Here is a 23,718-nt window from a genome sequence, read left to right on the forward strand (position 1 = left end):
GTTAAATAGTGTGTGGAATATGAAGAAGGAATATTCCCCTGTCTGTAGACAGGGGAGACTGCATTATTCTTTCACTGGGATCGCTTTCAGGATAGCTGTCAGTAATTGCCAGTACTGGCCAACACTCTTAATGTGAACTCTTTCATCAGGTGAGTGGGCACCACGGATAGTTGGGCCAATGGAAACCATATCCATATCAGGGTAGGGTTTTTTAAATAATCCACATTCCAGACCTGCATGGATTACCATAATGTTTGGTGTGCTGTCGAACAGCTGGTGATAAGTTTCACGTACTAAGTGCATTACCGGGGAATCGGCATCTGGTTGCCAGCCAGGGTAGTCACCACTTGCTGTTGCTTCTGCGCCGGAAAGTTTGGCCAGAGAGTTGAGCATCCCGACAACATAAGCCTTGCCACTTTCAATCAGTGAACGGATAAGGCAGATAACCTCGACGTGGTCTTCTTCCATATTGACAACACCCACATTCAGGGATGTTTCTACAACACCTTTTGCAACATCACTCATGCGAATAACACCATTAGGCATTGTATTCAGCATAGCGATAAAGCGGGACTGACAATCTGCCGTTAATGCCTGTGATGAGGTTTTGACGTCATCCAACAAAAGAGTCAGGTTAGTTTCAGCGACCGCATATTCGTTCTTCAGTATTTCCAGATAATTATCTTTTACCTGATGTAGTTTTGGCAGTTGTTCTGTTGGGACGGCAATGATAGTAGAACCTTCACGAGGGATTGCATTACGCAGAGTACCACCCTGTAAATGGATCAGTTTCAGCTTCAGTTCATCACTGTATTCAGCAAGGAAACGGGCCAGTAATTTATTGGTATTACCTAATCCCAGATGGATATCACCACCGGAATGACCACCTTTTAATCCTTTAATGGTCAGTTGTAGTGTTTGATAGTTTGTAGGCAGGGGTTCGCGTGAAAGTGGCAGTGTTGAAACATAATCTACCCCACCGGCACAACCCATATAGATTTCGCCTTCTTCTTCTGAATCGGTGTTGATCAGAATATCAGCCTGTAACCAGCCCGGTTGAAGACCAAATGCGCCATCCATACCCGCTTCTTCAGTCATTGTCAGTAACACTTCCAGAGGGCCGTGCTTGACAGATTCATCGGCCAGTACTGCCAGCGCGGAAGCCATACCAATACCATTATCTGCGCCCAGTGTTGTACCTTCAGCGGTTATCCAGTCACCATCAATGTAAGGACGAATAGGATCTTTCGCGAAATCGTGCTGTGTATCATTGTTCTTTTGCGGAACCATATCAAGATGAGCCTGAAGTACGACCGTTTTACGGTCTTCCATGCCTTTTGTGGCCGGTTTTCTTATCAGGATATTACCGACTTCATCACGTTCAACATGGAGGTTTTTATCCTCAGCCCATTCAATGATGTGAGAAGCAAGCTCTTCCTCATGATAGGATGGATGTGGAATTGAGCAAATTTTAGCAAAAATATCCCATAATGGTTGGGGGGATAATGTTGATAATTCGGACACGGCGAATCTCCTGTAACTTCATCTTGATGAAATATAAGTGTAATGTTTGACATCTCGGGGGGCTTTATCATCTTGAGCTGCCCAGTGTCTATGTTATGCCTGAGAATACCATTTTCTGATTAGTAATGCGCTTTCAGGATCAGGATGTTCCTTGTTTTTGCTGGTTTTTGCGGGCTCAAATCACTATAATCCCGCGCAACCTTTATTCCGCAACAAACTCTTTTCTGAGAATATTCTTAGTTTCCAGGATCAAATTTTATGAGCGAAAAATATGTCGTAACGTGGGATATGTTGCAAATACATGCCCGTAAACTGGCGCAGCGTTTACTTCCTGTAGAGCAGTGGAAAGGCATTATTGCTGTAAGTCGTGGAGGCCTTGTGCCGGGTGCTTTGCTGGCCCGTGAGTTGGGTATCCGCCATGTTGATACAGTCTGTATTTCCAGCTATGACCACAATAATCAGCGTGAATTAACGGTACTCAAGAAAGCCGAAGGAGATGGAGAAGGCTTTATCGTTGTTGATGATTTGGTTGATACCGGCGGAACTGCTCAGGCAATTCGTGATATGTATCCAAAAGCGCATTTTGTGACGATCTTTGCCAAACCAGCAGGTCGTCCGTTAGTAGATGATTATGTGATTGATATCCCTCAGAATACATGGATTGAACAGCCGTGGGATATGGGCGTAGTGTTCGTGCCACCTATTTGCGATCAGTAATTATTCCCTTCATTTTTCCAGTTATTTCTTTGCTGATTGCTTTGCTTTACATAATTACGCCCCAGTCACATAGTTATCTATGCCACTGGGGATTTTAATGAGAGAGGCTCTTGTTTCTCTCCGGAGGCCAGCCTTTTGCTGAGTAAATACGTTCCGACGAATCTGGTACTCTTTTGTTATCGCAATGCAGCTCAGAACTTATTGGATATCTTGTAATAAGCAGTAATAAATTTCTTTGTCATGACTAAACAGAACCTTTCAGAATCACTGTTTAAACCGCAGGTTAAACAGCAGGAAACGTCTACATTGGTAAAATACGTTTTGCCATCATCAGCTTATGCTGATAATAAAATGCTCGGTGGAGAACATCAGGAACGCTGGTATCGCATGATTAACTGGCTCGCCTGGATCTGGAGGGGCATCGATCCGCTGGAGATTCAGGAGATCCTCAGCAGGATTGCTGTAACAGATGCTGAACGCAGTTATGATCATCTATTGGATACGGTAATTGGTTACCGCAAAGGGAACTGGGTATATGAATGGTCACAGCAGGCTATGCTCTGGCAACAGAAAGCACAACATGTTGAGCAGTCGTCTGAAGCCAGTCAGTGTTGGTTAAGAGCTTCAATGTTATACAGCATTGCCGCTTACCCTCATCTGCACGGTGATGAGCTGGCTGATCAGGCGGTTGTTCTGGCTAATAAAGCCTATGAAAATGCAGCACATTTCTCTGACTATCAACTGAAAAAACTGAAATTCCAGCTGGAAGATGGCAAAACTGTTACCGGTTTACTGCATATTCCTCCCGGAGTTCAGGAACCATGCCCAACAATACTGGTTTGCTCTGGTATTGATAGCCTGCAAAGTGATTGCTGGCGACTGTTTCGGGACCATTTTTCACCACAGGGTTTTGCGATGCTAACGGTGGATATGCCTTCCGTAGGTTATTCAGCGAGATTTACGCTGACACAGGATACCTGCGCTCTTCATCAGCAGGTATTGCAGCAATTGGATAGCATCCCGTGGATCGATCACACAAGAATAGGTATTTTTGGTTTCCGTTTCGGTGCCAATATTGCCGTTCGTCTTGCCTATCTGGAATCCAGTCTTATTAAGGGTGTGGCAGTGGTCAGCCCGGTTGTTCATGAATTGCTGCATAATGAGAGATTGCAGCAGAAAATTCCGTCAATGTATATCGATATACTCGCCAGTCGTTTGGGTATCTATCATGTGGATGAAGCAGTTTTGCGTTCAGAACTGAATTGTTATTCATTAAAAAATCAGGGATTACTGGGTCGTCGATGTTCTGTGCCCATGTTCTCAGTGTATTGGAAAGATGACATTTTTAGCCCGGCGGAAGATTCAAAACTGATTGCCAGATCTTCGCTGGATGGCTCTTTATTAGCTATTCCTGCTATGCCTGCTTATAGTGGTTTCAGTAAGGCATTACACGCAGCAAGTGTATGGTTGAAAGATAAAGTTAACTAAACTGAAATTTAATCATTGATATTTTTTAATCATTTGATACAACTGTTCTTCTGTTTATAAAGGAGACCTTTGTATGACTGTACCCGTAAATTATTCCAGAAATAAGTTGTTGAAGAGTTTTTCTGCATTAGGGCCTTATTTACGCGAATTAAAATGCCAAAATGACTATTTCTTCTTTGATTGTCTGGCGGTCTGCGTTAGTGCGAAAGCAGCGCCAGAAAAACGGGAGTTCTGGGGCTGGTGGTTAGAATTGGAACGACAGGAAAAAGGGTTCATTTATAATTATCAGATAGGTCTGTTTGATAAACATGGCGAATGGCTGCCTATGAATATCAAAAAAGAAGCAGATCTCAGGCAGCTTGAATTGACATTACAGGCATTTCATCAACGCCTGTCTGATTCTTTGGGTAACCTTAAACTCACGCTTAGCCCATCTGAAAATACCTTCACCCCACAAAATTAAGTCTATTAACCGGGTTTATTTTATCCCTGCCAGATTTTAAGTTGCAGCCTTACTGGCTGCGCTGTTTTTTTGGATAGCTACACCCCCGGCTAGAGAGTTGTCTGTGTTGCCGGGGTGTACTGATACTTTCCTGCCTATCACCAGAGGCCGGATTTTGGCTGTATCTTGAAATTAGCAGGGTATAAATCAACTTTTTTTGAATTTTGTGTTATGCCAGTTGGCATAATGCTTCTCTCCTGCTAAAACTGAGCACTGTTTTTTGAATGTGTTTTGAATTTATTGTTTTTTCAAATTAGCTTTTTCAAATTAATAATGGCAGAAATATGATGAATGGCCGACAAACATTGGTTGTGAAACTGGGAACGAGTGTACTGACAGGGGGTTCCCGCCGTTTGAATCGTGCTCACATAGTAGAGTTGGTTCGGCAATGTGCGCAGTTACACGAGAAAGGTCACCGTATTATTATTGTGACTTCCGGTGCAATTGCAGCAGGTCGGGAACACTTGGGTTATCCGGATCTTCCGGCAACCATTGCTTCAAAGCAATTGCTTGCAGCCGTAGGGCAAAGCCGCCTGATTCAGCTATGGGAGCAACTTTTCTCCATCTATGGCATCCATGTTGGGCAGATGTTACTGACTCGTGCCGATCTGGAAGATCGCGAACGTTTCCTGAATGCAAGGGATACGTTGCATGCACTGCTTGATAATCACATTATCCCGATTATCAATGAAAATGATGCGGTAGCAACGGCGGAAATTAAAGTCGGTGATAACGATAATCTTTCTGCACTGGCGGCAATTCTGGGCACTGCTGATAAGTTATTGCTCCTGACCGATATTGAAGGTCTGTATACTGCTGATCCCCGTAATAATCCTGATGCTAAACTTATCCGTGAAGTACACGATATTAGTGATGAACTCAAAATGATGGCCGGAGACAGTGTGTCAGGCCTCGGAACCGGGGGAATGGCAACAAAACTTCAGGCGGCAGGAATTGCTGGTCGTGCCGGCATTGATGTCATTATCGCTGCTGGTAACAGAGAGAATGTGATTGCTGATGTGATTGAAGAAAAATCAGTGGGAACACGTTTTCATGGTTTGACTAGCCCGATGGAAAATCGCAAACGCTGGATTTTTGGTGCTCCTTCTGCGGGTGAAATTATTGTCGATGATGGCGCAGAAGCGGCTATTCTCGCAAAAGGCAGCTCTTTACTGCCGAAAGGCATTAAAAGTATTACAGGCGACTTTTCCCGTGGTGAAGTGGTTCGCATCTGTAGTTTATCCGGTAAGAAACTGGCTCACGGCGTATGCCGTTACAACAGTGATGCTTTACGCCTGATTGCAGGCCGTCACTCACAGGAAATCAGCCAGATATTAGGTTATGAATATGGTGCAGTTGCTGTGCATCGTGATGATATGATCGTAAGTTAAGGATTCCACCATGCTAGAGCAGATGGGAAAAGCAGCCAAGGCCGCATCATGGCAACTGGCTCAATTAAGTACTAGTCAGAAAAATCAGGCCCTAAGTCACATCGCTGATTTACTTGAAAAAGAAGCAGAAGTGATCCTCACAGCCAATCAGCAGGATATGGAACAAGCCCGTAAACAGGGTATGAATGAAGCATTACTTGATCGCTTATTACTGACTCCGGAGCGTTTGAGTGCGATTGCTAATGACGTCCGTCAGGTTTGCCGTCTGGCTGATCCTGTCGGTCAAGTGATGGACGGACAATTGTTGGATAGCGGGCTGCAACTGAGTCGCCGCCGTGTTCCCCTTGGGGTAATTGGGGTGATTTATGAAGCCCGCCCCAACGTTACGATTGATGTCGCATCACTGTGCCTGAAAACAGGGAATGCAGTGATATTACGTGGTGGTAAGGAAACTCATCATACCAATCAGGCAATGGTTAAAGTTATTCAGCAGGCGCTGGAACAAAGTGGCTTGCCAGCCTCAGCAGTACAGGCAATTAATAAACCAGATCGTGAGCTGGTTGCCGAAATGCTGAAAATGGATCGCTATATCGATATGTTGATCCCGCGTGGTGGTGCCGGTTTGCATAAACTTTGCCGTGAGCAGTCCACTATTCCGGTAATCACCGGAGGAATTGGTGTTTGTCACACGTTTGTGGATGAGCATGTGAATTTTGAAAAGGCACTGGAAGTTATCACTAATGCTAAAATTCAGCGCCCAAGCGCATGTAATGCATTGGAAACTTTGCTAGTACATGAAAAAATAGCCGCTGATTTCCTGCCGGAACTGAGTGCCAGAATGAAAGAACAGGGCGTAACACTGCATGCGGGTGCGTCAGCAATGGCACTGTTGCAGAATGGCCCGGCAAAAGTGGTTGCCGTGACAGAAGAAGACTATTGTGATGAATGGCTTTCTTTGGATATGAATGTGGAAATTGTCAGCAATATTGATAAAGCGATTGAGCATATACGTCATTATGGTACAGCCCATTCGGATGCTATTCTGACGGAGTGTTTACAACATGCTGATTATTTTGTGCATCGTGTTGACTCTTCGGCGGTATATGTAAATGCAAGCACACGCTTTACTGATGGTGGTCAGTTTGGTTTAGGAGCTGAAGTTGCTGTCAGTACTCAGAAACTACACTCCAGAGGCCCAATGGGTCTGGATGCTCTGACGACTTACAAATGGATTGGTTACGGAGATTACCTTTCCCGTCGATAATGACAATATTCATTTTAAATAATATTTAATCAGAGTAAGTCACACTTAATGTAAAGTGTGGCTTTTTATATACAAGAACATATATTTTTTACATAGGTGTAAATGTTTAGTTACTATACTTTGTATTTAGGTTTAACAACACAAAACTTCAGGAAAGCAACGAAATGAAACAGACTCTATTTATCGTGGGTGCACGAGGTGCAGGGAAGACGACAATAGGTAATGTGTTGGCTGAAGTATTATCGTATCAATTTGTTGACACTGATGAAGATGTCCAGATTGCTTGTGGAATGACAATTGCGGAGCTTGTTGAGCAGCGTGGCTGGGATTATTTCAGAAAGCTGGAAAGCGACACACTGAAAGCGGTTAGTCAGCGAAACAGAGTTGTGTCTACCGGTGGTGGAATGGTGCTGGCAGCAGAAAATCGGCAGTATATGCGGCAAAACGGTATTGTAGTTTATTTGCAGGCACCCGCTTCTGTTTTGGTTGAGCGGCTCTCTCTTAATCCGGAGAATTCACAGCGTCCCAGCCTGACCGGAAAATCCATAACAGAAGAAATAACCGGAGTATTGGCAGAGAGGGAATCGCTTTATTGTGAATGTGCGCACCTCATCGTGGATGCTACCTTATCGATAGAAAATATCGTTCTTGAAATTCAAAGCTATATATTAAGTCAATATAAACAGATAATTTGATATATTTTTTTATTTTTACGCTTATTTATTATAAGACTAATAAATCCTGTATCTCAGATCATTTATACCTCTTATAGTATCATTCTACTCACTCACTTTAATTTTATTTAATTATTTATATTGAGATATATGGATTGAGATATGGATATACTCTTAAAGGTTCTGAGGTTACTTGTACGTGTACTCTTCAGAGTGACAGTCGAAGGTGACGATAAGCATTTAAAACACCCTAAATGTATTATTACACCCAATCATATTTCCTTTCTTGATGGGCTCCTGATAGGGCTTTTCCTGCCGGGAAAACCAGTATTTGCCATTTATTCCAATATTGCGACAAAGGGCTTTCTCAAATTTATTAAACCTTTTGCTGATGTTGTGCCTTTGGATCCAAACAATCCGATGGCAATCAGGACGCTGGTTAAGGAAATTGACAAAGGTCGCCCGATAGTGATTTTTCCTGAAGGCCGGATCACGGTAACGGGCTCCCTGATGAAAATCTACGATGGTGCAGCATTTATTGCGGCGAAGTCAGACGCAAAAATTGTGCCTATCCGTATTGATGGGGCGGAACAAAGCGTGTTTGGGCGGTTAAGAGGCGTCATGAAGCAGCATTGGTTCCCTAAAGTCACTATCCGGATTTTACCTGCAATGGATTTCCCAATGCCAGACGCGCCGGATTCTAACAGTCGCCGCCGTCTGGCTGGAGAGAAACTGCATGCTGTTATGATGGATGTGAGGATGCAGACTCGTCCGAAAGAAACGTTATTCAGTGCGTATCTCGCAGCCCAAAAGCGTTTCGGGCGTTTTAAACCCTGTATTGAAGATATTGCACTGAAAGAAGATAGCTACCATACATTTCTGAAAAAGATATTGGGCTTTAGCCGGATTTTAGAGCGCTTTACTCAGGAAGGTGAAAGAGTCGGGCTTTTATTACCTAATGCTACAGCTATGGCGACCACAATATATGGTACGTCACTGAGAGGACGAGTACCTGCTTTGCTGAACTACACGGCAGGCAGCAATGGCATTAAAAATGCGATACGAGCAGCAACTATCAAAACAATCATCACTTCCCGCCAGTTTCTTGAGAAAAGTCAGCTGACGCACCTACCAGATCAGGTAACAGAAGCAAATTGGGTATATCTTGAAGATTTGAAAGAGACTATTACGTGGGAAGATAAATTGTGGGTGCTTTGGCATCTGATTTTTCCCGCAAAAGCGGCTTTACCTTCACAGAAACCAGAGGATGATGCACTCATCCTGTTCACTTCTGGGTCTGAAGGGGCACCGAAAGGCGTTGTTCACAGCCATGCCAGCTTACTGGCAAATGTTGAGCAAATTAAAACGATAGCTGATTTTACTCCACAGGATCGTTTTATGTCGTCTTTACCTTTGTTCCATGCATTTGGGCTGACCGTTGGGTTATTCACTCCTCTGATGTCAGGGAGCCGTGTATTCCTGTACCCGAACCCGCTGCATTATCGTGTTGTTCCTGAAGTTGTTTATGATCAGAACTGTACTGTTCTGTTCGGAACCTCAACTTTTCTGGGTAATTATGCCCGCTATGCTCATCCTTATGACTTCTCCCGCTTGCGCTATGTCGTTGCTGGTGCAGAAAAACTGTCGGAAGAAACTAAGCGTGTCTGGCAGGATAAATTTGGTATCAGGATCCTGGAAGGCTATGGCGTAACTGAATGTGCTCCTGTTGTCGCCATCAATGTCCCAATGGCAGCCAAAGTAGGCACAGTCGGCAGAATTTTGCCGGGTATGGAAACACGTTTATTGCCTGTACCGGGTATTGAAGTGGGCGGACGTCTGCAAGTACGTGGGCCAAATCTGATGAAAGGCTATTTGCGGGTTGAAGCTCCGGATCGTCTGGAACCGCCGACGGCAGAAGATGCGGAAGGCAATATCCAGATTGGTTGGTATGACACAGGTGATATTGTATCCATTGATGAAGAAGGTTTCTGTACGATCAAAGGACGGGTAAAGCGTTTTGCCAAACTGGCAGGTGAAATGGTTTCTCTTGAGGCCGTAGAGCAAATAGCTTCACGTGTTTCGCCTGAAGCTCTGCATGCAGTAACAGCAAAAGGTGACCGTAGCAAGGGAGAGGCATTGGTGTTGTTTACAACAGATACCGTTTTGAACAGAAGTGTGATGTTGCTTACCGCCCGTCAAATTGGGTTACCTGAACTGGCAGTTCCACGTGATATTCGTTATGTGAAGCAATTACCTTTACTGGGCAGTGGCAAACCTGATTTTGTCACATTAAGAAAAATGGCAGAACAGGAGTAAAAAATGAATGGTACTGTGGAAACACAACCATTGCTAAACCGGGGAATGAAGGCTGTTTTACTATCCCAGTTTCTCTCCGCTTTTGCCGACAATGCCTTATTCTTTGCGATATTGGCTCAATTGAAAGCTGAATCTTATCCGGGATGGAGCCTGCCGGCTCTGCAAATGGTTTTTGTGCTGACCTATATCGTATGTGCCCCTTTTGTGGGGCAAATTGCTGATCGGTTCCCGAAGGGCAGGGTTATGCTCTTTTCCAATGGCATCAAATTGCTGGGAGCCATAAGCATCTGTATTGATATGAACCCTTTCCTGGGATATACCCTCGTGGGGATCGGGGCGGCAGCCTATTCTCCGGCCAAGTATGGTATTTTAGGGGAATTGACAGACGGCAGTCATCTGGTTAAAGCCAATGGTTTGATGGAAGCTTCGACGATTGCAGCCATTCTGATTGGTTCTGTGGTGGGTGGTTTTCTTTCTGATATAAACCTGTTTCTTGCATTAGGAATATGTGCCCTGATGTATAGCGCGGCAGTAATAGCCAATTTGTATATACCCCGTTTAGCGGCAGCCCGGCTGGGAAAAGGCTGGGATCTTAAAGCAATGCTACAGGATTTTATTTCGGTAATTTCTTCCCTTTGGAATAACTCAGAAACCCGTTTTTCTTTGGTTGGAACCAGCCTGTTTTGGGGAGCGGGTGTAACTCTGCGCTTTTTGCTGGTTGCGTGGGTTCCTGTTGTTCTGGGCGTTGAGGGGAATACAACGCCAACCTTGATGAACGCCGTAGTCGCTATCGGCATTATTGCGGGGGCGGGATTAGCAGCACGGTTTATTACACTGAGTACGGTGCGCCGCTGTATGCCAGCCGGAATACTTATTGGTGTGATTGTTATCATGTTTGTCTTGCAACACTCAATATGGCATTCGTACCTATTCCTGATTACGATTGGTTTGTGTGGTGGTCTTTTTGTTGTGCCATTAAATGCGCTGTTACAGGAACATGGGAAGCATGAAATGGGCGCTGGTAAAGCTGTTGCAGTACAGAATTTTGGTGAAAACAGCGCAATGTTGATCATGCTGGGGTTATACTTAATTTCCACCATGCTACAAATATCCGTTATTACTATAGGTATTGGCTTTGGGATACTATTCTCTTTAGCAATCGGTGGATTATGGATTTGGGATCTGCTTCGGAAAAATTAATTTCTTATAGAGTTAAAGGCGTACTATGGATGAAAAAATCCTGAATCAGCTTAGTATTGAACTAGGGAAAAGGTTACGCCAGAAAAATCTGTCTATTACCTGTGCAGAATCCTGCACAGGAGGATGGATTGCCAAGGTGATCACAGATGTTGCGGGAAGCTCTGCCTATTTTGATCGTGGCTTCGTGACTTACAGTAATGATTCAAAATGTGAAATGCTCGGTGTTTCACCGATATCATTAGTCGAGTCAGGAGCCGTCAGCGAGCAGGTTGTGAAAGAAATGGCTTTGGGAGCATTAGATGCCGCTAAGGCTGATTTTGCGGTTTCAGTCAGTGGTATCGCCGGGCCGGATGGTGGCAGCAAAGAGAAACCCGTTGGCACTGTTTGCTTTGGATTTGCTGTCCGTGATGGCACAAAGAGATATACAAAATCATATCGCCGACTTTTCACTGGTGACCGTAATGCTGTTCGTCTCCAGTCTGTTATTTTTTCTTTAAAAACATTGCTGGAAGAAATCATAAAAAATTAACTTGATGCTGTATGATTATACAGTATAATTAGTTCCAGTATTTTGGTCGTATAAACCATATTGATCTTATAAAGCACATCGGCTTTATAAAGTGATTTACGAAACGTGGACTTATAAACATTGTTTTTTAAATAAATTTTTATTAAACAACGAGTCTTATTAGACATAGCATCAGAAACGGTTTATCAGCAGTGGGGCAGCCCCCTTCACTTCATTGCTTACGAGGGAGTAAACATGGCTAACGATGAAAACAAACAAAAGGCACTAGCAGCGGCACTGGGCCAGATTGAAAAACAATTTGGTAAAGGTTCAATTATGCGTTTGGGCGAAAACCGCTCAATGGATGTTGAAACCATTTCCACTGGCTCACTGTCTCTCGATATTGCTTTGGGGGCAGGTGGTTTGCCAATGGGGCGTATTGTTGAGATATACGGACCTGAGTCTTCCGGTAAGACAACGCTGACTCTTCAGGTTATTGCTGCTGCTCAGCGCGAAGGCAGAACATGTGCTTTTATCGATGCTGAACACGCCCTCGATCCGGTTTATGCTAAAAAACTGGGTGTAGATATTGATAACTTACTGTGTTCTCAGCCTGATACCGGTGAACAGGCACTGGAAATCTGTGATGCCTTGTCACGTTCTGGGGCGGTTGATGTTATTGTTGTTGACTCCGTTGCTGCATTGACACCAAAAGCAGAAATCGAAGGTGAAATCGGTGATTCACATATGGGGCTGGCAGCTCGTATGATGAGTCAGGCAATGCGTAAGCTGGCAGGAAACCTGAAAAACTCGAATACTCTGCTTATCTTTATCAACCAGATCCGTATGAAAATTGGGGTTATGTTTGGTAACCCAGAAACGACGACTGGTGGTAATGCACTGAAATTCTATGCATCTGTTCGTTTGGACATCCGCCGTACCGGTTCAGTGAAAAACAGTGATGAAGTTGTTGGCAGCGAAACCCGAGTGAAGGTAGTCAAAAACAAAGTTGCAGCACCATTTAAACAAGCTGAATTCCAGATTTTGTATGGAGAAGGCATCAATACTTATGGTGAGCTTATCGACCTGGGTGTTAAACACAAAATGGTGGAAAAAGCAGGTGCATGGTACAGCTATAACGGCGATAAAATCGGTCAGGGTAAAGCCAATGCGACAAATTACCTGAAAGAGCACCCGGAAATCGCATCTGAGCTGGATAAAAAACTGCGCGAGTTATTGCTGAATAATGCTGGTGGGTTCAGTAGCGCGGCTGAAGATTATGTCACTGATTATGAAGACAATGCTGAAGAAGTAAATAACGAAGAGTTTTGATTGTTATTTCTTCTGTGCCGCAGTCTTGTGGTCACAAAGAGTTCTGAAAAAACCACATCCTTTAAGGGTGTGGTTTTTTCTTTTATGGAGAGAATAAATACCTGTGTAATAGGTGCGTCGGAACTGGTCTGACAAACAGACTTTCAGAAAATGCTCAGACGAATTACAATGCTGAAAAGCGAATAGATTTATATGGAATTTTACTTCTTATGGAAGAGACTCTATCTTAACCCTGTTCGTGAGTTGAAATAGTGATAAAACTTGTCACTTCAACCATCCATGATTCTGTTTTTCAGCTTGATTTCGGGACAATTATGAGCAAAAGCACCGCTGAGATCCGTCAAGCGTTTCTTGACTTTTTTCAAACTAAAGGGCACCAGATAGTACCAAGCAGTTCATTGGTGCCGACTAATGATCCAACATTGTTGTTCACCAACGCAGGAATGAACCAGTTCAAAGATGTTTTCCTTGGATTGGATAAAAGGCCTTATACCCGAGCAACAACGGCTCAGCGCTGTGTTCGTGCTGGTGGTAAGCATAACGATTTAGAAAATGTTGGTTACACAGCCCGCCATCATACTTTCTTTGAAATGTTGGGTAATTTCAGTTTTGGCGATTACTTTAAACAGGATGCAATTAATTATGCATGGGAATTGCTGACTGGGGCTGAGTGGTTCAACCTGCCAAAAGAAAAACTGTGGGTAACTGTCTATGAGACAGATGATGAAGCCTACGAGCTCTGGAGCAAAGAGGTCGGCGTTCCTACAGAAAGAATTATTCGCATTGGTGATAATAAAGGTGCCCCTTACGCGTCAGATAATTTCTGGCAAATGGGAGACACAGGCCCTTGCGGTCCTTGTACCGAAATCTTCTATGACCACGGTGAACATATTTGGGGTGGTCCTCCGGGTAGCCCGGAAGAAGACGGTGACAGGTATATTGAAATCTGGAATATCGTTTTCATGCAGTTTAACCGCCATGCTGATGGCACAATGGAGCCACTGCCAAAACCTTCCGTTGATACAGGAATGGGATTGGAACGTCTCGCTGCGGTACTGCAACATGTAAATTCCAACTATGAAATTGATGCATTCCGTGATCTGATTGCCTCAGTAGCAGAAGTCACAGGTGCTACTGACCTCACTAACAAATCTCTGCGTGTTATTGCCGACCATATTCGCTCATGCTCATTTTTGATTTGCGATGGTGTTATCCCATCGAATGAGAACCGGGGTTATGTGCTCCGTCGTATCATTCGTCGCGCTATTCGTCATGGGAATATGCTGGGCGCTAAAGAAACATTCTTCTATAAGCTGGTTGCTCCGTTGATCAAAATTATGGGAGCCGCAGGCGAGGAACTTCAGCGCCAGCAAGCATTGGTTGAGCAGGTACTGAAAACAGAGGAAGAGCAGTTTGCCCGTACTTTGGAGAGGGGTCTGCAATTACTGGATGAAGAGCTGGCCAAACTGTCCGGTAATACTTTAGATGGCGAAACCGCTTTCCGTCTTTATGATACCTATGGATTCCCTCTTGATCTGACTGCTGACGTCTGTCGTGAGCGTGATATCAAAGTTGATGAAAAAGGTTTTGAGTCTGCGATGGAGAATCAACGCCGTCGTGCTCGCGAATCCAGTGGATTTGGTACTGACTATAATGACGTTATTAAAGTTGATGGGCAAAGCGAATTTTCTGGTTATGACCATGATTCTCAGCAAGCCTCTGTAACTGCCATTTTCCGCAATGGAGAGGAAGTCGATCACCTGAATGCAGGTGATGAAGCGATCATTATTCTTGATAAAACTGCTTTTTACGCTGAATCCGGTGGACAAGTCGGTGATATAGGCAAATTGTCCGGTACTGAAGGTGTATTTGAAGTTACTGATACACAAAAATACGGTCAGGCAATTGGTCATATTGGTAAATTGATAAGTGGCAGCCTGACTGTAAATACAGCAGTTAACGCTGAAGTTGATGTGGCACGCAGAAATAACATTCGTCTGAATCACTCAGCAACTCACCTGCTACATTCAGCACTGCGCCAAATTCTTGGAGAACATGTCTCTCAGAAAGGCTCTCTGGTCAATGACAAATATTTGCGCTTTGACTTCTCCCATTTTGAAGCAATGAAGCCAGAGCAAATTCGTCTGGTAGAAAATTTGGTGAATGAAGAAGTCCGTAAAAACTCATCAATTATTACAGATGTAATGGATTTGGAAGAGGCGAAGACCAAGGGTGCTATGGCACTATTTGGCGAAAAGTACGATGAGAAAGTGCGTGTATTGAGCATGGGAGAGTTCTCCACTGAGCTATGTGGTGGTACTCATGCAAGCCATACCGGCGATATCGGATTATTCCGTATAACCAGTGAATCAGGTACAGCAGCAGGTATCCGCCGTATTGAAGCTGTAACAGGGCAAACCGCACTTAATTCTATTTATCAGCAGACTGATTTATTGCAAGATATAGCTTATTTGGTGAAGAGCGATATCAATAGCCTGAACGAGAAAGTTAAAGCCACGCTGGATAGAACGAAGCAGCTGGAAAAAGAACTGCAACAGCTGAAATCTCAGCAGGCAGCTCAGGAAAGCACTTCTTTGGCTAATAAGGCAAAAGATATTCAGGGTGTACGCCTGCTGGTAACTCAGTTGGGTGATGTGGAACCAAAAATGCTCAGAACAATGGTTGATGATCTGAAAAATCAACTAGGATCAGCAATTATTGTGCTTTCTACTGTGACTGGTGATAAAGTCACCCTAATTGTTGGTATAACGAAGGATTTGACTGCTAGAATAAAAGCGGGCGATTTAATCTCTTTCGTTGCCCAACAAGTTGGAGGTAAAGGAGGAGGTCGTCCTGATCTTGCTCAGGCTGGCGGGACAGATGTAGCAGCTCTTCCTTCCGCATTGGACAGTGTAGAAGAGTGGGTCACATTGCGGTTGTAGTTGGTATTGCAGTGATAGTAGTGGCACCATGGAAGCAATCTTTTTATGGTGCCAAATGTTTTTCGTTGTGAAATTGTTGAAATGTTGTGCACATACTTATATTTTAGCTATCCTATAGATATAGGAAATGTGTTCAAAACTGCTTATACTTTAAGTAGATATCATAGCTTTACGTTTTCACGGTGTTTGATGGATAATAGCGGGGAAACCTAGAGACCCGACTCTTTTAAATTTTCAAGGAGCAAAGAATGCTTATTCTGACTCGTCGAGTTGGTGAAACGCTCATGATAGGCGATGAGGTAACAGTTACAGTACTGGGAGTTAAAGGCAACCAAGTTCGTATTGGTGTAAATGCGCCCAAGGAAGTTTCTGTTCACCGTGAAGAAATTTATCAACGGATTCAGGCAGAGAAGTCTCAGCCTACAACTTTTTAATTCAAGAATGGCGTCCATGCTTTTTTAAAACTTGGGCGCTACTCTACTTCCCTTCTTTATAAACCACGTCGATTTATCTCTCTTTGTTACCTTAATTCTATTCTCTCACGTCTTTTCATTTTCTATCTGTCGAAAAGGCCTCATTCATGATGTCATAGCGATGAATAATTTTTTCGATAAATCTTCATATGGATTCGGTGATTTTGCTGTTGATAAAACAGCCTTTTAGACGTTAAACCAAACGTTTTGTGCGCAAAGTATTCAAACGGAAAAAAGTTGTGAGAAATTGTTTGACTTATCAGGCTGGGAAAGTAATATGTGCGCCATCGCAACGACGAACGGCTTTAAGAAAAGCTTCTGAGTGAGTCTCAGAGGTGAAGCTTAAAAGAGTTATTAAGTGAAAGCTTAAAAACGAAAACCCAAGTCAAGAGTTTTAAAGCGTATGGTGAGGTGGCCGAGAGGCTGAAGGCGCTCCCCTGCTAAGGGAGTATGTGGTTAAGAGCTGCATCGAGGGTTCGAATCCCTCCCTCACCGCCATTTTAAAAGCCGCGATTTACTAGGTATCTCAATTCTGAACAGTTAGGCAATCAACAGCGCCTGAACAGAACACTGAAAACCGACAATGCATCCGTAGCTCAGCTGGATAGAGTACTCGGCTACGAACCGAGCGGTCGGAGGTTCGAATCCTCCCGGATGCACCATATTAAATATATCTGATTTATCGGGTATTCAATTCTGGAAAATCGGGTAAGCGACAGCACCTGAACAGAACATAGAAAATTGAAGATGCATCCGTAGCTCAGCTGGATAGAGTACTCGGCTACGAACCGAGCGGTCGGAGGTTCGAATCCTCCCGGATGCACCATATTAAATATATCTGATTTATCAGGTATTCAATTCTGGAAAATCGGGTAAGCAACAGCACCTGAACAGAACATAAAAAATTGACGATGCATCCGTAGCTCAGCTGGATAGAGTACTCGGCTACGAACCGAGCGGTCGGAGGTTCGAATCCTCCCGGATGCACCATATTAAATATATTCGATTTATCAGGTATTCAATTCTGAAAAATCGGGTAAGCGACAGCACTCGAACAGAACATAATAAATTGACAATGCATCCGTAGCTCAGCTGGATAGAGTACTCGGCTACGAACCGAGCGGTCGGAGGTTCGAATCCTCCCGGATGCACCATATTAGATAAACCCCTGCCTTAATAGGCGGGGGTTTTTCGTTTTGTTTTTTATACATTATATTTATTTTACCATTTAGTATTTGTGTTTTGTTCAATAACATATTTTCATCGCTATGTAGTCAGCGACAATTTGGCTTGTTTGATATAAAGTAAGTGCTCAATAATCATCTTATTAAAACTCCACGGGAGGTCAAATTGATCCCGGATGTATCAAAAGCATTGTCATGGTTAGAGGCAAATCCGGCCGTGTTAGATGGCATTTGTCGCGGTATTGAACGTGAAACATTGCGTGTTACTCCAGACGGTCATTTAGCTATGACAAAGCATCCAGAATCGTTAGGTGCTTCTTTAACACATAAATGGATTACAACTGATTTTGCTGAATCTTTGTTGGAGTTTATCACCCCTGTTGATAGTGATATAAAAAGAACTATAGATTTTCTTAAAGACTTACACCGATACACTGCTAAGAATCTGGTTAATGAAAAAAACTGGCCTTTAAGTATGCCATGCTTCATTGGTAAGGAAGATGACATTACGCTGGCACAGTATGGCCAATCCAATATCGGGCGTTTTAAGACCCTGTATAGGGAGGGGCTGAAAAATCGTTATGGCGCATTGATGCAGACTATCTCTGGCGTGCACTATAATTTTTCACTACCAATCAGCTTCTGGCAGGCATGGTTAGGTGTAAAAGATGCAGAAAGTGGTAAAGAACAAATTTCAGCAGGATATTTTAAACTGATCCGCAATTACTATCGGTTCGGTTGGGTAATCCCATACCTGTTTGGTGCATCACCGGCAATTTGTTCCTCGTTTTTACGCGGGAGAGATACTGCGTTATCCTTTGAGCAGACTGAAAAAGGAACTTGTTATTTACCTTATGCGACTTCTTTGAGAATGAGTGACTTAGGGTATACCAACAAATCGCAGAGTGATCTGAATATTACTTTTAATAGCCTTCATACATATGTAGAAGGTCTTAAAAAAGCAATTCACAAGCCGTCGGATGAGTTCGCAGCACTGGGAATTAAAAAAGACGGTAAGTATCTACAGCTGAATACGAACGTTCTTCAGATAGAAAATGAACTATATGCACCTATACGTCCTAAACGAGTTGCTGAAGAAGGAGAAACGCCTTCTGATGCTTTACTTCGTGGAGGGGTGGAATATATTGAAGTTCGTTCTCTAGATATCAATCCATTCACATCGATCGGCGTCGATGAAACTCAGATCCGTTTTCTGGATTTATTTCTGATATGGTGTGCAGTGGCTGATTCGCCTGAAATGAGCAGTGAAGAATTGGATTGTTGCCGTAAAAACTGGAATAAAGTGATCCTTGAAGGGCGTAGACCGGATCTTCATGTTGGTATTGGTCATGGAATTGAACTGCAACCGCTCAAGGTAGTCGGTCTGGAATTATTTGCAGATCTGGAACGTGTTGCTGAGGTCTTGGATAGTTGCTCCGGGTCACAATATCAGTCAGTCTGTAAGGAACTGGTTGGTATGTTTGAAGATCCATCGCTGACATTTTCTGCCCGTGTATTAGAACGGATGAAAACTCAGGGGATTGATGGTTTTGGGCTGGAACTGGCTAATAAATATTATCTGGAACTAGTCAATGAGCCGTATAGTATACTCAATGATGACCATTTTTCTACGGAACGTGAAGCTTCAGTAGAACGACAACGTAATTTGGAACAGCAAGACAACATGAGTTTTGATGATTATCTAAAATTACATGCAGGGTCTTAAAAAATAAAAATGGCCACCGAGTGGTGGCCGAATTAAAAAAAGTCTCTTAGAAAAATAAGGATGATAACAATTTTGCGCGTCTTCATTAATTAAGACCTGCTGTAATTAAAAAGGTTTCATTTATCTGAAAAATTTTTTTCGTAAAAAAAATCTGATGTCTGAGGAGATTAAGATCATGCCTTTATTGGACAGTTTTACCGTTGACCATACGCGTATGTCTGCACCAGCCGTTAGAGTTGCCAAGATGATGAAAACACCTCACGGTGATACTATCACAGTATTTGACCTACGTTTTTGTATTCCTAACAAAGAAGTCATGCCAGAAAAAGGCATTCACACACTTGAACACTTGTTTGCTGGTTTTATGCGCAACCACCTGAATGGCGCTGGAGTTGAAATTATCGATATTTCTCCAATGGGGTGTCGTACCGGTTTTTACATGAGCTTAATTGGTGCACCAGATGAATCCAGAGTTGCTGAAGCATGGAAAGGTGCGATGGCCGATGTACTGAAAGTCCAGGATCAGAAACAAATTCCTGAATTGAATGTTTACCAGTGTGGTACTTATGAAATGCATTCTTTGCAGGAAGCACAGGATATTGCCCGCCACATTCTGGATGCAGATGTTCGTGTTAATAAAAATGATGAACTGGCTTTACCGGAAGAAAAACTGGTTGAACTGCAAGTGTAGTATGAGTTGAATTAAACTGAATATTGTAAGACTTGCTATTCTGGCCGTAAAGACACTGTTCTACGGCCAGATTTGTTATGTTATCAATCAGCTGCTGGCTTTAGTATTTTTGGCAGCTCCCTGCTTCATCGGTGTTACACGTACTTTTTTGATAACATTGTCATTGACAGAAAGAATTTCAAAATTGTAATCGTTGATCTGCACCTGAACATTCAACTCTGGAATTTCGCCTAACTCTTCCAGAATCATACCGTTCATTGTGCGTGGCCCATCAGCCGGCAGTGTCCAGTCAAATGCTTTATTTAATTCACGGATATTGGCTGTACCGTCAACCAGAACTGTACCATCACTTTGAGGCAAGACTTCTTCTGCCAGAGAAGGAGACATCGAAGTGGTAAAATCGCCAACGATTTCTTCCAGAATGTCTTCTACAGTTACTAGCCCCTGAATGTCCCCATACTCATCAACAGCCAGACTCGCTTTTTGCTTATTACGCTGGAAGTTAACCAACTGAGCATTTAATGGTGTACTGACAGGAATGAAATAAATTTTATCCGCAGCTCTGATCAGATTTTTTTTCGTAAATTCTTTTTTCTCCATCATAAGACGGTAGGCTTCACGCACACGCAGCATGCCAATGGCATCATCCAGTGAATTCCGGTACAACACAATTCTGCCATGCGGTGAATGCGTCAACTGACGTATAACGGATTTCCAGTCATCATTAATATCAATACCAACAATTTCATTACGGGGAACCATAATGTCACCAACAGTGACTTTCTCAAGATCCAGTATCGAGATCAGCATATCCTGATTACGGCGTGAGAGGTTGGTGTTTGATTCATTAACAATCGTTCTCAGTTCATCTTTACTGACTGAATCATTGCGGATGCCAGAAACTTTGATCCCCAGACAGCGCATAAACAGTAAAGTAATTTTATTAAATGCCCACACAATCGGCAGCATGATTTTCTGTAGTGGGCGCAGTAATAAACTGCTTGGAAAGGCAACTTTTTCCGGGTATAGCGCTGCGATAGTTTTGGGCATAACTTCCGCGAAAACCAGAATCACAAAAGTCAGTATCCCGGTTGCGATCGCAACTCCGGCATCACCATAAAGACGCATACCCACAATGGTAGCCAGTGAGGATGCCAGAATGTTGACAAGGTTATTACCGATCAGGATCAGGCTGATGAGCCTGTCAGGGTGGCGGAGCAGCGATTCCACTCTCCGTGCAGGATTACTACCTTGTTTAGCTAAATGACGTAAGCGATAACGGTTTATTGTCATCATGCCAGTTTCTGAGGCAGAAAAGTAGGCAGAAATGATAACCATGATGACAAGAACAATAATTAATGTGCCTGTTGAGACATGCTCCAAAGCAGAGTTCCTTCCTAATGTTTATATAAGCTGGCAGCGGGTTTAATAAGTCATGAATTGTTGCAATAACCTGCTACCAAAAAAAGCAAGTGTCAGGATGAATGCACCAATCAAATTAAACCAAATAACACGTTTACCGCGCCATCCTTCACGATAATGTCCCCAAAGCAACATGATATAGATAAACCATGCGAGGAGGGACAAAACCGATTTATGGATATTTTCTTTATTGAAAACATTATCCATATACATGATGCCTGTACATAACGTCAATGTTAGTAAAACTACGCCAACCTGGATAATGTGAAACATTTTGCGTTCAATAGTCATTAATGGGGGCATTCCCGGCGAGAAAGTGAGCTTTTTCTTTTTCAGCCGATTATCCAGCCAGCTAATCTGTAGCGCATAAAGTGCTGCAATCAGTAACGTGGCATACCCCAGTAATGCCAGCCCAATGTGTATAAATAGGCCGATACTTCCTTCAAGATGGGTAATGAATTCACCGGGTACCATGCTTGTCAGTATCAAATTTATCACGGCAAAGCTGTAAACAATCGGGAGTAAAAACCAGGCACGGCCACGAAAGGCCACGATCGTCATGATGATACAGACGAGTAAGCTGACCATAGAACCTAAGTTCAGCAAGGTCAGATTTTGGCCGCTACTGACATGAAACACCTGATATTTTAGGGATATCCCATGATTGAAGAGTGCGACAATTGCGAAAAGCAGAGCCAGCTTTTGATAACTGTTTTGTTGCCGCAATAAGCCCGGCACAATGAGCGTCAGGCTAATGAGATAAGCAAGTGAGGCAATGATTGAAAATACTGGCATAAAGTTTTTCGTTTTCGCAATAGTATTAGAGTTAACTTAAAATTTAAGTATACCGTCAGCGAGGATAGCCTCCAACCGTTGTTAATCATACTTGGGAATCTCTTTGCAGAGATTACATAATCATCGTGTTATAATTCACTAAATTTGCCTTACAGGTAGACCCACTTGTAGATATCTGAGCTGAGACAATGTTTGATAATTTAACTGACAGACTATCGCGCACATTGCGCAATATCAGCGGTCGCGGACGGCTGACTGAAGACAATATTAAAGATACGCTGCGCGAAGTTCGCATGGCTTTACTTGAAGCTGATGTTGCGTTACCTGTAGTGCGTGATTTCATTTCAAGAGTCAAAGAAAGCGCGGTAGGACATGAAGTTAACAAAAGTCTAACCCCCGGGCAGGAATTCGTCAAAATTGTTCAAAATGAACTGGTAAAGGCGATGGGAGAGGTGAACAGCGAATTGAATCTTGCTGTTCAGCCCCCGGCAGTCATTCTGATGGCGGGTTTGCAGGGTGCCGGTAAGACAACCAGCGTTGCAAAACTGGGTAAACTGCTGAAAGAAAAAAGTAAGAAAAAAGTACTGGTTGTTTCTGCTGACGTATATCGCCCGGCAGCGATCAAGCAGCTGGAAACGTTGTCAGAAACTGTTGGAATTGATTTTTTCCCGTCAGACCCACAAGAAAAACCGGTTGATATTGTTAATAAAGCCACCCAGCATGCCAAACTGAAATTTTATGATGTGCTTTTGGTCGATACAGCAGGGCGTCTGCATGTCGATGAAGCAATGATGGATGAAATTAAAGACGTTCATGCGGCAATCAAACCTATTGAAACCCTGTTCGTTGTCGATGCAATGACGGGGCAGGATGCTGCAAACACGGCCAAAGCATTTAATGAAGCGTTACCACTGACAGGGGTTGTACTGACTAAAGTCGATGGTGATGCTCGTGGCGGTGCTGCACTTTCTATCCGGCATATTACGGGTAAGCCAATTAAATTCCTTGGTGTTGGCGAGAAGACGGATGCTCTGGAACCTTTCCATCCTGACCGAATTGCATCGCGGATTTTAGGTATGGGGGATATGCTTTCTTTAATCGAAGAGATTGAAAGCAAAGTTGACCGGAGTCAGGCAGAAAAACTGGCATCAAAACTGAAAAAAGGTGATGGGTTTGATTTAACTGATTTTCTTGATCAGCTTAAGCAAATGCGCAACATGGGCGGTATGGCGAGTATGTTGAGCAAGATGCCGGGCATGTCTCAGGTTCCTGATGCTGTCAAATCTCAAATGGATGACAAGGTTCTGGTTAAGATGGAAGCCATCATCAATTCAATGACCCGCAAGGAACGTGAAAAGCCAGAAATTATTAAAGGATCGCGCAAACGCCGTATTGCAATGGGTTCCGGTACCCAGGTGCAGGATGTTAACCGTTTACTGAAACAGTTTGATGAAATGCAGCGCATGATGAAAAAAATGAAGAAGGGTGGAATGGCAAAAATGATGCGGAGCATGAAAGGCATGCTGCCACCTGGTTTCATGGGTCGATAATCAACAAATTTCGAAAGAA

At 43.4% G+C, this 23,718-nt stretch carries 18 protein-coding genes and 5 tRNA genes; 20 read left to right on the top strand and 3 right to left on the bottom strand.

The window, feature by feature from the left end; genetic code table 11:
• Positions 1 to 63: 63 nt before the first annotated feature.
• Entirely contained in the window at positions 64 to 1,524 is a 1,461-nt protein-coding gene (pepD, locus tag AACX38_RS18505) for a beta-Ala-His dipeptidase (RefSeq protein ID WP_228863245.1), read from the bottom strand.
• A gap of 258 nt (positions 1,525 to 1,782) precedes the next feature.
• Here pepD and gpt point away from each other — a divergent pair, with 258 nt between their 5' ends.
• The 19 genes from gpt (at position 1,783) to luxS (ending at position 19,932) form a co-directional block, all read left to right on the top strand.
• The gene (gpt, locus tag AACX38_RS18510) at positions 1,783 to 2,241 is read left to right on the top strand and encodes a xanthine phosphoribosyltransferase (RefSeq protein WP_099119900.1); all 459 of its coding nucleotides are present in this window, start codon (positions 1,783 to 1,785) and stop codon (positions 2,239 to 2,241) included.
• Between the two features lie 240 nt (positions 2,242 to 2,481).
• Complete coding sequence (gene frsA, locus AACX38_RS18515; RefSeq protein ID WP_228863246.1) at positions 2,482 to 3,729, top strand: esterase FrsA; 1,248 nt, start codon at positions 2,482 to 2,484, stop codon at positions 3,727 to 3,729.
• A gap of 73 nt (positions 3,730 to 3,802) precedes the next feature.
• On the top strand, positions 3,803 to 4,192 hold the full coding sequence (gene crl / locus AACX38_RS18520; protein ID WP_099119902.1) for a sigma factor-binding protein Crl: 390 nt from the start codon (positions 3,803 to 3,805) through the stop codon (positions 4,190 to 4,192).
• Positions 4,193 to 4,518: 326 nt separating this feature from the next.
• On the top strand, positions 4,519 to 5,622 hold the full coding sequence (gene proB / locus AACX38_RS18525; protein ID WP_099120189.1) for a glutamate 5-kinase: 1,104 nt from the start codon (positions 4,519 to 4,521) through the stop codon (positions 5,620 to 5,622).
• Positions 5,623 to 5,632: 10 nt separating this feature from the next.
• Complete coding sequence (gene proA, locus AACX38_RS18530; protein WP_228863247.1) at positions 5,633 to 6,886, top strand: glutamate-5-semialdehyde dehydrogenase; 1,254 nt, start codon at positions 5,633 to 5,635, stop codon at positions 6,884 to 6,886.
• A 164-nt stretch (positions 6,887 to 7,050) separates the two neighbouring features.
• On the top strand, positions 7,051 to 7,581 hold the full coding sequence (aroL, locus tag AACX38_RS18535; protein WP_228863248.1) for a shikimate kinase AroL: 531 nt from the start codon (positions 7,051 to 7,053) through the stop codon (positions 7,579 to 7,581).
• A 147-nt stretch (positions 7,582 to 7,728) separates the two neighbouring features.
• A complete protein-coding gene (gene aas / locus AACX38_RS18540) occupies positions 7,729 to 9,876 on the top strand; it encodes a bifunctional acyl-ACP--phospholipid O-acyltransferase/long-chain-fatty-acid--ACP ligase (RefSeq protein ID WP_228863263.1) in 2,148 nt (715 codons plus the stop codon).
• A 3-nt stretch (positions 9,877 to 9,879) separates the two neighbouring features.
• Entirely contained in the window at positions 9,880 to 11,076 is a 1,197-nt protein-coding gene (gene lplT / locus AACX38_RS18545; RefSeq protein WP_099119905.1) for a lysophospholipid transporter LplT, read from the top strand.
• 25 nt (positions 11,077 to 11,101) lie between these two features.
• A complete protein-coding gene (pncC, locus tag AACX38_RS18550; RefSeq protein ID WP_099119906.1) occupies positions 11,102 to 11,605 on the top strand; it encodes a nicotinamide-nucleotide amidase in 504 nt (167 codons plus the stop codon).
• 234 nt (positions 11,606 to 11,839) lie between these two features.
• The gene (gene recA, locus AACX38_RS18555; protein WP_099110751.1) at positions 11,840 to 12,916 is read left to right on the top strand and encodes a recombinase RecA; all 1,077 of its coding nucleotides are present in this window, start codon (positions 11,840 to 11,842) and stop codon (positions 12,914 to 12,916) included.
• A 314-nt stretch (positions 12,917 to 13,230) separates the two neighbouring features.
• The gene (gene alaS / locus AACX38_RS18560) at positions 13,231 to 15,858 is read left to right on the top strand and encodes an alanine--tRNA ligase (RefSeq protein ID WP_228863249.1); all 2,628 of its coding nucleotides are present in this window, start codon (positions 13,231 to 13,233) and stop codon (positions 15,856 to 15,858) included.
• Positions 15,859 to 16,106: 248 nt separating this feature from the next.
• Positions 16,107 to 16,292: a carbon storage regulator CsrA gene (csrA, locus tag AACX38_RS18565; RefSeq protein ID WP_010845367.1), complete on the top strand. Its 186-nt coding sequence runs from the start codon at positions 16,107 to 16,109 to the stop codon at positions 16,290 to 16,292.
• 444 nt (positions 16,293 to 16,736) lie between these two features.
• Positions 16,737 to 16,829, top strand: a tRNA-Ser gene (locus AACX38_RS18570).
• A gap of 87 nt (positions 16,830 to 16,916) precedes the next feature.
• A tRNA-Arg gene (locus AACX38_RS18575) sits at positions 16,917 to 16,993 on the top strand.
• A gap of 87 nt (positions 16,994 to 17,080) precedes the next feature.
• Positions 17,081 to 17,157, top strand: a tRNA-Arg gene (locus AACX38_RS18580).
• An 87-nt stretch (positions 17,158 to 17,244) separates the two neighbouring features.
• Positions 17,245 to 17,321, top strand: a tRNA-Arg gene (locus tag AACX38_RS18585).
• Positions 17,322 to 17,408: 87 nt separating this feature from the next.
• Positions 17,409 to 17,485, top strand: a tRNA-Arg gene (locus AACX38_RS18590).
• Between the two features lie 196 nt (positions 17,486 to 17,681).
• Entirely contained in the window at positions 17,682 to 19,241 is a 1,560-nt protein-coding gene (gene gshA, locus AACX38_RS18595; protein WP_228863250.1) for a glutamate--cysteine ligase, read from the top strand.
• A gap of 175 nt (positions 19,242 to 19,416) precedes the next feature.
• Positions 19,417 to 19,932 carry an S-ribosylhomocysteine lyase gene (gene luxS / locus AACX38_RS18600; protein ID WP_228863251.1) on the top strand — a complete coding sequence of 172 codons (516 nt, stop codon included), beginning with the start codon at positions 19,417 to 19,419 and terminating at the stop codon, positions 19,930 to 19,932.
• Between the two features lie 87 nt (positions 19,933 to 20,019).
• Here the strand turns inward: luxS and AACX38_RS18605 are convergent, their stop codons facing one another.
• A complete protein-coding gene (locus tag AACX38_RS18605) occupies positions 20,020 to 21,315 on the bottom strand; it encodes an HlyC/CorC family transporter (protein WP_153043624.1) in 1,296 nt (431 codons plus the stop codon).
• A 42-nt stretch (positions 21,316 to 21,357) separates the two neighbouring features.
• Positions 21,358 to 22,149, bottom strand: a complete 792-nt coding sequence (locus AACX38_RS18610; protein WP_228863252.1) for a cytochrome C assembly family protein — start codon at positions 22,147 to 22,149, stop codon at positions 21,358 to 21,360.
• A gap of 188 nt (positions 22,150 to 22,337) precedes the next feature.
• On the opposite strand from AACX38_RS18610, the gene ffh reads away from it, so the two are divergent.
• The gene (gene ffh / locus AACX38_RS18615) at positions 22,338 to 23,699 is read left to right on the top strand and encodes a signal recognition particle protein (protein WP_099119911.1); all 1,362 of its coding nucleotides are present in this window, start codon (positions 22,338 to 22,340) and stop codon (positions 23,697 to 23,699) included.
• Positions 23,700 to 23,718 lie beyond the last annotated feature (19 nt).

Source organism: Xenorhabdus sp. PB30.3, from assembly GCF_963895965.1.
GTDB lineage: Bacteria > Pseudomonadota > Gammaproteobacteria > Enterobacterales > Enterobacteriaceae > Xenorhabdus > Xenorhabdus stockiae.

Bases quoted from the DNA above. Each gene is read 5' to 3' on its own strand.
- gpt (WP_099119900.1), top strand. From the start codon at position 1,783: ATGAGCGAAAAATATGTCGTAACGTGGGATATGTTGCAAATACATGCC.
- frsA (WP_228863246.1), top strand. From the start codon at position 2,482: ATGACTAAACAGAACCTTTCAGAATCACTGTTTAAACCGCAGGTTAAA.
- crl (WP_099119902.1), top strand. From the start codon at position 3,803: ATGACTGTACCCGTAAATTATTCCAGAAATAAGTTGTTGAAGAGTTTT.
- proB (WP_099120189.1), top strand. From the start codon at position 4,519: ATGAATGGCCGACAAACATTGGTTGTGAAACTGGGAACGAGTGTACTG.
- proA (WP_228863247.1), top strand. From the start codon at position 5,633: ATGCTAGAGCAGATGGGAAAAGCAGCCAAGGCCGCATCATGGCAACTG.
- aroL (WP_228863248.1), top strand. From the start codon at position 7,051: ATGAAACAGACTCTATTTATCGTGGGTGCACGAGGTGCAGGGAAGACG.
- lplT (WP_099119905.1), top strand. From the start codon at position 9,880: ATGAATGGTACTGTGGAAACACAACCATTGCTAAACCGGGGAATGAAG.
- pncC (WP_099119906.1), top strand. From the start codon at position 11,102: ATGGATGAAAAAATCCTGAATCAGCTTAGTATTGAACTAGGGAAAAGG.
- recA (WP_099110751.1), top strand. From the start codon at position 11,840: ATGGCTAACGATGAAAACAAACAAAAGGCACTAGCAGCGGCACTGGGC.
- alaS (WP_228863249.1), top strand. From the start codon at position 13,231: ATGAGCAAAAGCACCGCTGAGATCCGTCAAGCGTTTCTTGACTTTTTT.
- csrA (WP_010845367.1), top strand. From the start codon at position 16,107: ATGCTTATTCTGACTCGTCGAGTTGGTGAAACGCTCATGATAGGCGAT.
- luxS (WP_228863251.1), top strand. From the start codon at position 19,417: ATGCCTTTATTGGACAGTTTTACCGTTGACCATACGCGTATGTCTGCA.
- AACX38_RS18610 (WP_228863252.1), bottom strand. From the start codon at position 22,149: ATGCCAGTATTTTCAATCATTGCCTCACTTGCTTATCTCATTAGCCTG.
- ffh (WP_099119911.1), top strand. From the start codon at position 22,338: ATGTTTGATAATTTAACTGACAGACTATCGCGCACATTGCGCAATATC.